Source organism: Winogradskyella sp., from assembly GCF_025210595.1.
Taxonomy (GTDB): domain Bacteria; phylum Bacteroidota; class Bacteroidia; order Flavobacteriales; family Flavobacteriaceae; genus Winogradskyella.
The window spans coordinates 18,491-32,576 of sequence record NZ_JAOARH010000080.1 but is presented as its reverse complement, the minus strand read 5'-3'; the positions used below and the strand labels follow the sequence as shown (position 1 = coordinate 32,576).

The following is a 14,086-nucleotide window of genomic DNA, read 5'->3' as shown; positions in this document are numbered from 1 at the left end:
ATACTTAATTTAATGTCCAGGTATTTAATTTCTGAATGGCATGATGCGCTGTAAGATCAAATTGAACAGGAACAATAGAAACGTATCCATTAGCTAAAGCCCATTCATCTGTATCTTCTCCGTTATCTTTATTAACAAATTTGCCAGCCAGCCAATAGTATTCTCTACCCATAGGATTGGTGCGTTTATCAAACTCTTCTACCCAGTTGGCACGAGCTTGTCGGCATACTTTTATGCCTTTTATGTCTTTTTTGTTTAGGTTTGGTAAGTTTACATTTAATACCACACCATCAGGTAAGCCATGTTCTATAACTTGTCTGGTAATAGTTTCAACAAAATCTTTACAATGTTCAAAATTAGCATTCCAGTTATAATCTAAAAGCGAAAATCCAATAGCTGGAATTCCTTCAATACCAGCTTCTAAGGCAGCGCTCATTGTGCCGGAGTATATGACATTTATAGAAGAGTTAGAGCCATGATTTATACCAGACACGCAGATGTCTGGTGTACGGTCTAAAATTTCTCTTACGGCAAGTTTTACACAATCAGCAGGTGTGCCAGAACAACTATATTCTGGTTGTTTACCATCAATGTTTACTTTTTCTAAATACAGTGTGGCATCTACAGTAATAGCATGTCCCATTCCGCTTTGTGGACTGTCTGGTGCAACAACAACAACATCTCCAATGGTATTCATTACACTAATTAGTGTACGTATTCCTGGTGCTGTAATACCATCATCATTGGTAACTAAAATTAAAGGACGTTTAGCCATTTGCAATTAAATTTACGATAGTGTAAAAATACTAAAAAGCTTAATAACTAAGAGATTTATACCTTTAACAAAAAATTAGTGTCATGATTTTTTATGGCATGGTTTTTTCTTCTATTTTAGTGAATTATTGAACCTGCTTATTGTGTAATACAAAAAAAGAAAGCAAGTAATGTGTCAAATAAAATGCTAAATTTTATATTTTAGTTGTTTGGCGAATTACATTTTCTACAAAAAAATAAAATTGATAAAATGAAAGGGAATTATAAGTTTTTACTTCTAGCATTGCTAATAGCATTTGCTTCGTGTAGTTTTACAAACAAAACATTTGATAATGATCCAGATAAAGATAAGTTACTTATTCAGCTAATAACTTATGTGTTAGATAATGGACATTTTGATCCTCAGGATTTAAACGATGATTTTTCAGAACATGTTTTTGATGGTTATCTAAATCAGTTAGATCCTTTTAAGCGTTATTTTTATGAATCTGATATAAAAGATTTTGAAGCGTACAAAGATCAATTAGATGATCAGATTAAAAATCATAATGTAACGTTTTTTAATCTTACACATGAGCGTTTATTAAAACGCATTGCAGAATCTAAGAAAATCTATACAGAAATTTTAGAAAAACCTTTTGATTTCTCTAAAAATGAGACCTATACAGCAGATTACGAAAAACTTACTTATGTAAAGAATAAACGCGAAATGAAAGAACGTTGGAGACAACAACTTAAGTTTTCTACCATTGCAAATTATGATGATGCTATTTCTCAACGCGATTCTGATATTGATGTAAATGAACTTCCAGAAAGTGTGTTTTCTGCTCAAAATGAAAAATCTACAACAAAGGAGGCTAAATCTTTAAAAGAACTAGAAAAAGAAGCAAGAGAAACAACTAAACGATCTCTAGATGAGCTTTATGACTTTATAGATGATAGACAACGTAAAGATTGGTTTTCTGTATATATCAATGCTATTGTAGAAGAGTTTGATCCTCATACATTCTATTTTGCGCCAGAAGATAAAGATCGTTTCGATGTAGCCATGTCAGGTAATTTTGAAGGCATTGGAGCAAGGCTTCAAAAGAAAATGGATGCCATAATGGTTAATGAAATTATTAGTGGAGGGCCTGCATGGAGAGCAAATGAATTAGAAGTAGGTGATCAAATTATAAAAGTGAGACAGTCTGATGAAGAAGAATCTGTTAATATAGTTGGTATGCGTTTAGATGATGCTATTAAACTTATTAAAGGTCCTAAAGGAACCACAGTAGTCTTAACTTTAAAAAAAGTTGATGGCACTATTGAAGATATATCAATTACAAGAGATATTGTAGAATTAGAAGAAACTTACGCAAAGTCTTCTACAGTAATTAAAAACGACAAGAAATTTGGTGTAATAAATCTGCCAAAGTTTTATGTGAATTTTCAAGATTATAATAAGCGTAATGCTGCTTCAGATATAAAGCAAGAAATAATACGCCTTAAGCAAGAAGGTGTGGAAGGTTTGGTTTTAGATCTTAGAAATAATGGAGGTGGATCATTACAAACAGTAGTAGATATTGCTGGATTGTTTATTGAAGAAGGTCCTGTGGTACAAGTGAAAGAAACAGGTCAGCCAAAAGAGGTTTTAAAAGATAAAGACAAATCTATTATTTGGGATGGACCTTTGGTTATTATGGTGAATGAATTGTCTGCTTCAGCTTCAGAAATTTTAGCGGCTGCAATGCAAGATTATAAGCGTGCTATTGTTATTGGAAGCAAACAAACTTACGGAAAAGGAACAGTTCAAAATGTATTAGATTTAAATCGTTTGGTGCGTAATAACTCTAATGGTGATTTAGGCGCTTTAAAATTCACAACTCAAAAGTTTTATAGAGTTAATGGAGGGTCTACTCAATTAGAAGGAGTAAAGAGTGATGTTATAGTTCCAGACCGTTATAGTTACATTGATATAGGTGAAAAAGATCAAGAAAATCCATTGCCTTGGGATAAGATAGATGCGGTAGATTATGATCTTTGGAGTAATTATTTTGATTATGATACTACCATTCAAAAAAGTAAAGCACGTATGGCAGCTAATGAGCAGTTAAAGTTAATTGATGCTAATGCCAGATGGGTGAAAAAGATAAGAGATCGTGAAGTATATTCCTTAAATTATGAAGAGTATAAAAAAGAGATGGAACTTAATGAGGAAGAAGCAAAACGATTTGAAAAACTTTCAGAATATAAAACAGATTTAACCTTTAGCTCTTTGCCTTATGAAATTAAACTTATGGAACAAGATTCTGTTTTAAAGGAAAAACGTAATCGATGGCACCAAAGCTTAGCTAAAGATGTTTATATAGAAGAGGCTTTAAATGTGCTCAATGATTTAAAAATGACTTATGCTATTAAGGCTAACGTAGCCAATGTTAAGAATTAAATGTTCTAATATTTTGCTAAGACAACTTGGTTAAGTGTTGAAGCATCTCTTTGTAAATAAAAATTGAATAACAATAACTCATTAACTAGTTTAGCGCTTCAAAAGTTTAGAAAAAACTTTTGGGGCGTTTTTAGTTTAGGAATTATAGGTTGTATAGGTGTAATCTCAATCTTTGCCTATCTTTTTGCACCCGATGCTTCAGAGAATGCCAATCAAATGCATTTGTCCATTCATTCTAAATCACCTGGATTTAAAGTGCAAATGTTAACCATTCCTTCTGGGATTGAATCAGATCAAAGTTTTTTATCAAAACTATTTTTCGGAACTGAAAACACAGATGCTGAAATACCTTTACAATCATACAAAGTCGTTGGTGAAAAACTTCATTATGTTGAATATGCATCTGATGGCTTGCAAGGTATTGAAAAGCAGGTGGAATTACAGCAGTTTCCTAATTCGGATTATAAAAGTTATATAGAAAATAGACGTTTTGTTTTTGGTACAGATAAATACGGAAGAGATTATCTAAGTCGTGTTTTAATTGGTTCTCGTATCTCCTTTTTCATAGGATTTGTTGCAGTATTTATTTCGCTTATAGTAGGCTTGTTAATGGGTAGCATTGCAGGTTATTATGGTGGTAAAATAGATGCGTTTATTATGTGGATTATTAATATTACATGGTCTATACCCACATTATTATTAGTAATTGCTATAACTTTAGCTTTAGGGAAAGGTTTTTGGCAAGTGTTTATTGCTGTAGGCTTAACCATGTGGGTTGAAGTGGCTAGGGTGGTTAGAGGGCAAATTATAAGTGCAAAAGAAATGCAGTATGTTACTGCTGCAAGAGCATTGGGCTATAATGATTATAGGATTATAACAAAGCATATTTTACCTAATGTATTTGGGCCTTTAATTGTAATTTCAGCAGCAAATTTTGCAGCTGCTATTTTAATAGAAAGTGGGTTAAGCTTTTTAGGTATTGGTGCACAGCCACCAATGGCAAGTTGGGGAGCGATGATAAAAGATCATTATAATTATATTATCTTAGGAAAACCTTATTTAGCTTTAATACCAGGTGTTTGTATTATGATTTTGGTAATGGCATTTATGCTTGTAGGTAATGCCTTGCGAGATGCTTTAGATGTGAGGGGTTAACTTTATTGATTCCTTAACTGCTCAATCTCTTCATTAGTGGCATCAATAAAATCTAAAACAGCATCTTGCCCTATTTTTTTTGAAGAAGAAGTAATAAAGTAAGGTGGTAACTCTTCCCAGGTTTCTAATAAGACGTTACAATAATCATTGGCATGTTTTTCAATAGCATTAGGTTTTAGCTTATCTACTTTGGTGAAAATAATACCAAAAGGAATGCCGCTTTCTCCTAAGTATTGCATAAACTCTAAATCTATAGGCTGAGGTTTATGTCTTATATCTACTAATACAAATGCAGAAACCAGTTGTTGCCTTTGTTCAAAATAGTTGGTGATAAATTTCTGAAACTTCTTTTTAGAGGTTTTTGAAACTCTAGCGTAACCATAGCCTGGTAAATCAACTAGATACCAGTTTTTGTTAATTAAAAAGTGATTAATGAGTTGAGTTTTTCCTGGTCGGCCAGAAGTTTTTGCTAAACTTTTTCGGTCAGTTAGCATATTAATAAGCGATGATTTACCAACATTACTTCTACCGATAAAAGCATATTCAGGGATAGGATTCTTAGGGCATTTTGCCACATCAGAATTACTCATTATAAATTCAGCAGATTTTATTTTCATCGTACTTCCTGCGAAGGCAGAAATCTTATTAAGTTATATAAAAAATTCGCTTTTCAACTTCAACTTTAGAGTGCTCTTTTTTCAAGCCAAGTATTCAAAATTGAATTAAACTCATCTGGATGCTCCATCATAGCTGCATGTCCACACTTATCAATCCAAAATAAGTCGGAATCAGGTAAGAGTTCATGAAACTCTTCTGCTACTTCTGGCGGAGTAACTGTATCGTTTTTTCCCCAAATAATACAAGTTGGCGTTTGCATTTTAGGTAAATCTTTAGCCATATTGTGTCGTATGGCACTTTTTGCTATAGCTAAGGTTTTAATAAGCTTATTTCTGTCATTTACAGTTTCGTAAACCTCGTCAACAATTTCTTTTGTAGCAACGGCTGGATCATAGAAGACATCTTGTGCTTTTTTCTTAATAACTTCGTAATCACTACGTTTAGTGTAGCCGCCTCCCATAGCACTTTCATATAGGCCAGAACTTCCTGTAATGATTAGTCCTTTTACTTTTTCGGGATATAGTTTTGTGTGGTAAAGACCAATATGTCCACCAAGTGAGTTGCCTAGTAGAATAACATTGTCTAAATCTTTAAATTCAATAAATTTCTTAAGGTAATTAGCAAAGCTTTTAACATTGGTTTTTAAAAGCGACATGGTGTAAATAGGCAATTCAGGAATAATGACTTTGTAACCATTGTTACTGAAAAATTCAGTAACAGCATCAAAATTACTTAGTCCACCCATTAAACCATGGAGCACTATAATTGGTGTGCCTTCTCCTACTTCAATATATCTATAATCCTTTTCTTTTTTTAAAAGGTGTGCCATCTATAAAGTTAGTGCTTAGTGTTAGAAACAAATATAACTAAATCCTTTTTAAAACAAATAAAATTAATGCTTTCAATGTGTGTAGTTTTTATTCAGTAGCATATAACATGTTGATAAGCACTGTTTCTGGTTTTTGTTTTAACGCGATGAATTTATTGAGTTTTTTAGTGTTGAAGGGTTTAAAAATTAAAACTTATCAACAAAAGTGGGAGTCAGTGGTAAAATGTGGTAAATTTTTCAATATATTTGATTCTTAAACGTTGAAGTGGGAAAGCAAAGACATTGAATTCATTTATAGGAACATACGAATGCAAAGCAGATGCCAAAGGAAGGTTGATGATACCTGCTGCTTTAAAAAAGCAAATGTCTGCTGCTTTACAAGATGGTTTTGTTCTTAAACGTGCGGTATTTCAGTCTTGCTTAGAATTATATCCAATGTCTGAGTGGAATGTTCTGATGGCAAAAATCAATAAACTCAATCGTTTTAAGAAAAAGAATAATGATTTTATTAGGCGATTTACTGCTGGAGTGAAAATAGTAGAGGTTGATAGTGCAGGGCGTTTATTGATTCCTAAGGATTTAGTTGGGTTTTCTGGTATTTCAAAAGAAGTAGTGTTGGCTTCTGCGGTAAATATTGTCGAAATCTGGGATAAAGAAAAATACGAACAGGCTATTGATGATGCTGCTTCGGATTTTGCAGATTTAGCAGAAGAGGTAATGGGACAAGAAGATGAAGGAGATGGAATATCATAATGCAGTTCTTTTAAAAGAAACGGTAGATGGTTTAGCTATAAAGCCAGATGGAGTTTATGTAGATGTCACTTTTGGAGGTGGAGGGCATAGCCGGGAGATTTTATCTAGACTTGGTCCAAATGGTAAGTTGTTTGCGTTTGATCAGGATAAAGATGCGCTTGCTAATGTTATAGAAGATGATCGGTTTGTTCTCATTAATGAGAATTTTAGATATATAAAAAGGTTCTTAAGATTTTATGGTGTAAAAGCGGTAGATGGTGTTTTGGCAGATTTTGGAGTGTCTTCTCATCAATTTGATGTTGCTGAGCGTGGTTTTTCAACACGATTAGAAGCAAAATTAGATATGAGAATGAATCAGCAAAATAAACTATCTGCTTTTGAGGTGATTAATGAATATGAGGAAGATAAGTTAAAGTCTGTGTTGTTGCAATATGGTGAGTTGAGACAAGCGCCAGCTATGGCAAGAGTTATTGTTTCGGAACGAAAAAATAAGCCCATAGAAACAAGTCAGCAATTAAAATTGGTTTTAAAGTCATTTCTTAATCATAGAAAAGAAAACAAGGTGTTGGCGCAAATCTATCAGGCAATTAGGATTGAGGTTAATCAAGAGATTGAAGTGTTAAAAGAACTGTTGTTACAAATGCCTGAAGTGTTGAAAGTTGGTGGTAGGTTGAGTTTTATTTCTTATCACTCTTTAGAAGATAGATTGGTGAAACGATTTATAAGAAATGGGCTGTTTGAAGGTGAGCCAGAGCGAGATATGTTTGGGAATTTTGAAGTGCCATTAAAAAAAGTAGGAGGTCTTATTGTTCCGTCTGTTGAAGAGATAAAACTTAATAATAGGGCTAGAAGCGCAAAGCTTCGTGTTGCTGAAAAAATATAGTTATAGGTATCTGAATGTTGATTGCAGAACGAAGTCGAAGTGAATCAGTAGTGTTTAATAGAGAAACAAAATAAATCAAAAACAGGTTCCTGCTTACGTAGGAAATGAAATGAAGAAAAGTGTTTATAGCATATTGCGCGGAAAATTTCTAATCAGTGATGATTCGTTTAAAAATTGGCGCATCATCATTTTTATTTCATTTCTAGCAGTAATAATGATAGCGAGTTCTCATAGTGCAGACAATAAAGTGCATGAAATTGCAAAATTGGCAAATGAGGTAAAAGAACTGAGATCTGCTTTTGTAGATGGGAGATCAAAATTAATGCGTTTAAAAATGGAGTCATCCATTATAAATAAAGTGGCAGAAAAAGGAATTCAAATTTCTGAAATACCACCAACAAAAATTAAAGTCGTTGGCTCAGAAAAGTGAATAAAATTTCGCCCAATAATATAAAATTAGATAATAAAAAAATCATAATTAATCTCGATTATCGAGTTAACTCATTGAGTAAAAACTTAAACTTTGGCAACATTAGAAACCAACATATTAAACAGATTGTATTTCGTAGCAGGCTGTATGTTTGTCTTTGCGTTAGCTGTGGTTTTTAAGTTATGTAGTATTCAGTTTATTCAAGGCGATCAATACAGGCAGCTTGCTGAAAAGAGAACGGTTCAAGATTTTGATATTGAACCTAATAGAGGGAATGTTTATTCTGCTGATGGGAGTCTTTTAGCGACTTCAATTCCAAAGTACGATATTAGAATAGATGCTGTTCAAGCTAAACAGAAAGTTTTTGATGAGCATATAGGAGCTTTAGCAGATTCGCTTTCTGCATACAAAGGGAAGTCGGCATCATACTACAAAGATATTATTAGAAAAGCACGTAGAAATAAAAATAGATATTTTCTACTAGCAAGAAATATAAGTTATTCAGACTATATAAGAGTTCGGAATTTTCCATTACTTAATAAAGGTGCTATAGGTGGAGGTTTAATTGTAGAGCAAAATATAAGACGTGAACATCCTATGGGTGAGATTGCTGCAAGATCTGTGGGTTATGAACGTATAGATAGTAATGGTGATACAGCAAGAGCAGGAATTGATGGTGCTTTTGGTGAAAAATATCTAAGAGGTGTTAAAGGAAAGCGCCTCAAGCAGAAAATAGGTAATGGAAAATGGAAACCTATCGCAGATTTTGATCAGGTAGAGCCGCAAGATGGTTTTGATATTTATACAACTATAGATGTTAACATTCAAGATATAGCGCATCATTCATTATTAGGTCAGTTAGAAAAATATGAAGCAGAGCATGGTTGTGTTGTGGTAATGGATGTTAAGACAGGTGAAGTTAAAGCAATTGCAAATCTCGCAAAAACATCAAAAGGGACTTATTACGAAAAAAGAAATTACGCTGTTTACGAATCGCATGAGCCAGGATCTACATTTAAGGTTATGGCAATGATGGCAGCTTTAGAAGATAAGGTGATTGATACGTCTACAGTTATAGATACCAAAAAAGGTGTGAAATATTTTTATGGTAGAACAATAAGTGATTCTCATCGTGGTGGTTATGGTAAAATTTCTGCGGCTAAAGCATTAGAGGTGTCTTCAAATATTGGTTTGGCAACAATTGTTGATGATCATTATTCAAAGAATCCAAAAAAGTTTATCGATCATATTAAGCATTGGAAATTAAACGATTCATTAGATATTCCTATTCAAGGGGAAGGTATTCCAAATATACCAGAACCAGGGAAATCTAATTGGAGTAGAAATGCTTTGCCTTCAGTAGCTTATGGTTATAATTTGGCTATAACACCATTGCAAACATTAACCTTTTATAATGCTATTGCTAATAATGGAGAAATGATTAAGCCGCGTTTTATCCGTTCGGTAAAATCTTTTGATAAAGATATTGAGGTGTTTGAAAAGGAGGTGATTCTAGATAAAATATGTTCAGACAAAACATTGGCGGAGATTAAAGATATTTTAAAAAACATTGTTATACGTGGTACAGGCAAGCGAATGTATTCTGAAACATTTTCAATGGCTGGTAAAACTGGGACTGCGCGTACAGACTATGCTAATTTTGAAGAATGGAAAAAAGATAAAAAGTACATTTCTTCATTTGCAGGTTATTTTCCTGTAGATAACCCTAAGTATTCCTGCATTGTGGTCATCCATAAACCAAGTACAAAAGTAGGTTATTATGGTGCCGATGTTTCTGGTCCAGTTTTTAAGCGTATTGCTCAAAAAATATACACAGATACACCAATAATTGATGAGGTGAAAACGCTCGATTTTAATAACAATTTGGTTAACAACGATTTTGAAAATTACTTCGAGAATTCACGCAAGTATAAAGAATTAATGCCTCGTGTTGTTGGTATGCCAGCTATGGATGCAATTGCTTTGTTAGAAAACCTTCAAGTTAATGTAAAAGTAAAACTAAAAGGAAGCGGAACAGTGAAAAAGCAGTCTGTAGAAAAGCATCAGAAATTAAAACCTAATCAAACAATTGTCTTAGAAGCATCATGAAATATTTAAAAGACATATTGTATAAAGTTACTATCAATGCTGTGGTTGGTGATACTAGTGTTGCAGTAAATAAGATTGAATTCGATTCGCGGAAAATAGAATCTAATGATGTTTTTGTTGCAATATCAGGAACCATAACTGATGGTCATAAGTATATTGAAAAAGCTATTACAGATGGTGCAAAATCTATAGTGTGCGAAACACTACCTGAAATATTGGTAGATGGAATAACTTATATAGAGGTTGTTAACTCTAATCAAGCATTGGCTTATATGGCTTCTAATTATTATGAGCATCCTTCAGAAAACTTAAAATTAGTTGGTGTTACTGGAACTAATGGGAAAACTACGGTAACAAGTTTGTTGTATCAGCTATTTAAGAAAGCAGGATACAAAGTAGGTCTGTTGTCTACGGTAAAAATTATGGTAGATAATACAACTTATAAGGCAACACATACCACGCCAGATTCTTTAACAATTAATAAGTATTTAAAGTTAATGAACGATGAGGGTGTTGAGTTTTGTTTTATGGAGGTGAGTTCTCACGGTATTCATCAAAGAAGAACAGAAGGGTTGAAGTTTGCAGGTGGAATTTTCACCAATCTCTCACACGATCATTTAGATTATCACGAAACATTTGCTGAGTACAGAGATGTAAAAAAGACGTTTTTCGATCAATTGCCAAAAGATGCTTTTGCATTGTCAAATTTAGATGATAAAAATGGCTTGGTGATGCTGCAAAATACAAAGGCAAGAAAATTGACTTATGCGCTTAAAAATTATGCAGACTATAGAGCTCAAATTTTAGAAAACGAGTTTAGTGGTTTGTTGCTTAAAGTTAATGATAATGAACTTTGGACGCGATTAATAGGAAATTTTAATGCATATAATATTTTGGCAATATATGGAGCTTCGGAATTATTAGGCTTAGAAAAAGATGAGATTTTAAGGCTGATAAGTGAGTTAGAAAATGTATCTGGACGCTTTCAGTATTTTATTTCGGATGAAAAAATTACTGCCATCGTTGATTATGCACATACGCCAGATGCTTTGAAAAATGTTTTAGAAACCATTAATAGTATTCGTACTAAAAATGAAGAGCTAATTACTGTAGTAGGATGTGGTGGTGATAGAGATAAAACCAAGCGACCAAAAATGGCACACATTGCTTCAGCTTTGAGTACAAAGGTGATTTTTACTAGTGATAATCCACGTAGTGAAGTGCCAGAGGTGATCATTGAAGATATGGAGAAAGGAGTTGAGCCTCAAAATTATAAAAAGACGCTATCAATAACAGATAGAAAGCAAGCTATAAAGACGGCATGTCAAATGGCTTACTCTAAAGATATTATTCTCATTGCTGGAAAAGGACACGAAACCTATCAGGAAATTAAAGGTAAGCGCTTTGATTTTGATGACTATAAAACGGTTCAAGAATTTTTAAAACAATTACAAAAATAGATGCTGTATTATTTATTTGAATATTTAGAACAACAATTCCAGCTTCCTGGAGCGTCATTATTTGGTTTCCTAACCTTTAGGGCAGCCATGGCTATTATTTTGTCATTGTTAATATCAACGATATACGGAAAACGTATAATTAGGTTTTTGCAAAAGAAACAAGTTGGGGAAACTATCCGTGATTTAGGTTTAAAAGGTCAGTCTGAAAAAGCAGGCACACCAACTATGGGAGGAATCATTATTATTTTGGCGACTTTGATTCCGGTTTTATTATTAGCAAAGCTCGAAAACATATATATCATTCTACTCATCATAACAACATTGTGGATGGGAGCAATTGGTTTTATAGACGATTATATTAAGAAATTTAAAAACGATAAAGAAGGGCTTAAAGGGAAATTTAAAGTGCTAGGCCAGGTAGGATTGGGTCTTATTGTAGGGTTAACGCTGTATTTTCATAACGATGTTACAATAAAGGAAGAATTGCCAATTAAGCAACAACAAGAATTGCTTGCTGAAAATCCTAATACAACAGAGGCGCAATTGTTTGATGTAGCAAAAAAATCTACTAAAACAACAATTCCTTTTGTAAAGAATAATGAGTTTGATTATTCAGATTTAATTACCTGGATAAGTCCAGATTTAGAAAAGTATGCTTGGATCATTTTTGTTTTAGTGACTATAGTTATAGTAACGGCTGTATCTAACGGAGCTAATCTAACAGATGGTATTGATGGGCTTGCAGCTGGTACATCTGCTATTGTGGTGTTAACCTTAGGGATTTTTGCTTGGGTTTCGGGTAATATCATATTCTCAAAGTATCTGAATATAATGTATATCCCACAGGTAGAAGAAATAACAATTTACATAGCAGCATTTGTAGGAGCTTTGGTAGGTTTTTTATGGTACAATGCTTATCCGGCTCAAGTTTTTATGGGTGATACAGGAAGTTTAACTATTGGAGGAATCATTGCGGTGATTGCCATTGCTGTAAGAAAGGAATGGTTAATTCCTTTGTTATGTGGCATTTTCTTGGCTGAAAATTTATCAGTAATGCTGCAAGTGAGTTATTTTAAATATACGAGGAAGAAATATGGAGAAGGTAGGCGAATTTTTAAAATGTCACCATTACACCATCATTATCAAAAATCTGGATATCACGAGAGTAAAATTGTGACACGATTTTGGATTATAGGGATCCTATTGGCAATACTGTCAATCGTAACATTGAAGATTAGGTAATGAAAAGATTGGTGATTCTTGGTGGAGGAGAAAGTGGAGTAGGTACTGCGCTTTTAGGAAAGGAAAAAGGTTACGAAGTATTTGTTTCCGATAAAGGAAAAATCAAAAAAAAGTATAAAAACGTTCTTTTAAATAATGAGATTGAATTTGAAGATGAACAGCATACTGTATCTGAGATTTTGAACGCAGATATTGTTATGAAAAGTCCTGGAATTCCAGATAAAGTAGCTTTAATAAAACAAATCCGTGAAGCTGGGATAAAAATAGTTTCAGAAATAGAATTTGCTTCAAAGTATACAGATGCAACGCTAATCGCAATAACAGGAAGCAATGGTAAAACAACCACGGCAACATTAACGCATCATTTGCTTAAGCAAGAGTTAGAAGTTGGTTTGGCTGGTAATATAGGAGATAGTTTTGCTAAGCAAATCCTTGAAGAAGATTATAGAAATTATGTGTTAGAGATAAGTAGTTTTCAGTTAGATGATATCTATGAGTTTCAGCCTAAAGTGGCAATTTTAACTAATATCACACCAGATCATTTAGATCGCTATGATTATAAGTTTGAAAACTATATCGCTTCAAAATTTAGAATTATAGAAAACCAAACTAAAGATGACTATTTCATTTACGATGCAGATGATGAAGTGATTACAACTTGGTTACAGAATAATCAAATTCAATCTAAAAAATTGCCTTTTTCATTAACACAGGTTATAGAAGAAGGTGCGTACTATAAAGACAAAAAAATAATAATAACAATAGATAATAATCAAACCATTATGCCAACAGAGAACATAACATTAGAAGGGAAACATAATATTAAGAATGCAATGGCAGCTTCTACTGTGGCGCATTTACTTAAAATTAGAAAGCAAACGATACGCGAGAGTTTAGAGAATTTTCAGGGTGTAGAGCATCGTTTAGAGCATGTGCTAAAAATAAATAAAGTGCAATACATTAATGACTCTAAAGCCACTAATGTAAATGCTACTTATTTTGCTTTAGAAAGCATGAATGCACCAACAGTATGGATTGTTGGTGGTGTAGATAAAGGTAATGATTATAGAGAATTGTTTCAGTTTGTTAATGAAAAAGTAAAAGCAATTATCTGTCTTGGAGTTGATAATAAGAAACTGATTGAAGCATTTGGTAACTTGGTAGATGTTGTTGTTGAGACACAGAGTATGAATGAAGCGGTTAAGGTTGCTTATAAAATAGCATATGCTGGTGATAATGTGTTATTGTCACCTGCTTGTGCAAGTTTTGATTTGTTTGATAATTACGAAGATAGAGGGCGTCAATTTAAAAAAGCTATACGCAATTTATAACAAAACTGTCATTCCGCACTTGATGTGGAATCCGTAAGAATTAAAATGAATAATAATTAGATTCCTGTTTTTTG

General features: G+C 33.1%; 12 protein-coding genes. 9 read left to right on the top strand and 3 right to left on the bottom strand.

Translation table 11 applies throughout. The features are described from left to right. Positions 1 to 4: 4 nt before the first annotated feature. Positions 5 to 775, bottom strand: a complete 771-nt coding sequence (gene surE, locus N4A42_RS08595; protein ID WP_294072829.1) for a 5'/3'-nucleotidase SurE — start codon at positions 773 to 775, stop codon at positions 5 to 7. Positions 776 to 1,024: 249 nt separating this feature from the next. Between surE and N4A42_RS08590 the strand changes: the two genes are divergently transcribed. Beyond that, positions 1,025 to 3,202, top strand: a complete 2,178-nt coding sequence (locus N4A42_RS08590) for a carboxy terminal-processing peptidase (RefSeq protein WP_294072826.1) — start codon at positions 1,025 to 1,027, stop codon at positions 3,200 to 3,202. Positions 3,203 to 3,265: 63 nt separating this feature from the next. Continuing rightward, positions 3,266 to 4,357 carry an ABC transporter permease gene (locus N4A42_RS08585; RefSeq protein WP_294072824.1) on the top strand — a complete coding sequence of 364 codons (1,092 nt, stop codon included), beginning with the start codon at positions 3,266 to 3,268 and terminating at the stop codon, positions 4,355 to 4,357. Positions 4,358 to 4,359: 2 nt separating this feature from the next. Here N4A42_RS08585 and yihA read toward each other — a convergent pair whose 3' ends face one another. Together yihA and N4A42_RS08575 are read right to left on the bottom strand one after the other, a co-directional pair. Next, positions 4,360 to 4,974: a ribosome biogenesis GTP-binding protein YihA/YsxC gene (gene yihA, locus N4A42_RS08580; protein WP_294072821.1), complete on the bottom strand. Its 615-nt coding sequence runs from the start codon at positions 4,972 to 4,974 to the stop codon at positions 4,360 to 4,362. A gap of 65 nt (positions 4,975 to 5,039) precedes the next feature. Beyond that, positions 5,040 to 5,804: an alpha/beta hydrolase gene (locus tag N4A42_RS08575; RefSeq protein WP_294072818.1), complete on the bottom strand. Its 765-nt coding sequence runs from the start codon at positions 5,802 to 5,804 to the stop codon at positions 5,040 to 5,042. A 282-nt stretch (positions 5,805 to 6,086) separates the two neighbouring features. Between N4A42_RS08575 and mraZ the strand changes: the two genes are divergently transcribed. The 7 genes from mraZ (at position 6,087) to murD (ending at position 14,012) form a co-directional block, all read left to right on the top strand. Continuing rightward, entirely contained in the window at positions 6,087 to 6,557 is a 471-nt protein-coding gene (mraZ, locus tag N4A42_RS08570; protein WP_294072815.1) for a division/cell wall cluster transcriptional repressor MraZ, read from the top strand. After that, entirely contained in the window at positions 6,544 to 7,440 is an 897-nt protein-coding gene (gene rsmH / locus N4A42_RS08565; RefSeq protein WP_294072813.1) for a 16S rRNA (cytosine(1402)-N(4))-methyltransferase RsmH, read from the top strand. The genes mraZ and rsmH overlap by 14 nt, the downstream gene beginning before the upstream one ends. A gap of 109 nt (positions 7,441 to 7,549) precedes the next feature. Continuing rightward, a complete protein-coding gene (locus N4A42_RS08560; RefSeq protein WP_294072811.1) occupies positions 7,550 to 7,870 on the top strand; it encodes an FtsL-like putative cell division protein in 321 nt (106 codons plus the stop codon). A gap of 147 nt (positions 7,871 to 8,017) precedes the next feature. Then, the gene (locus N4A42_RS08555) at positions 8,018 to 9,979 is read left to right on the top strand and encodes a penicillin-binding protein (protein WP_294072890.1); all 1,962 of its coding nucleotides are present in this window, start codon (positions 8,018 to 8,020) and stop codon (positions 9,977 to 9,979) included. Further along, on the top strand, positions 9,976 to 11,439 hold the full coding sequence (locus tag N4A42_RS08550) for a UDP-N-acetylmuramoyl-L-alanyl-D-glutamate--2,6-diaminopimelate ligase (protein WP_294072808.1): 1,464 nt from the start codon (positions 9,976 to 9,978) through the stop codon (positions 11,437 to 11,439). Before N4A42_RS08555 ends, N4A42_RS08550 begins: the two co-directional genes overlap by 4 nt. Then, positions 11,440 to 12,681 (top strand): phospho-N-acetylmuramoyl-pentapeptide-transferase, encoded by a 1,242-nt coding sequence (gene mraY, locus N4A42_RS08545; protein ID WP_294072805.1) that lies wholly within the window; start codon positions 11,440 to 11,442, stop codon positions 12,679 to 12,681. Next, positions 12,681 to 14,012 (top strand): UDP-N-acetylmuramoyl-L-alanine--D-glutamate ligase, encoded by a 1,332-nt coding sequence (gene murD / locus N4A42_RS08540; RefSeq protein WP_294072802.1) that lies wholly within the window; start codon positions 12,681 to 12,683, stop codon positions 14,010 to 14,012. The genes mraY and murD overlap by 1 nt, the downstream gene beginning before the upstream one ends. The last annotated feature ends 74 nt before the right edge of the window (positions 14,013 to 14,086 follow it).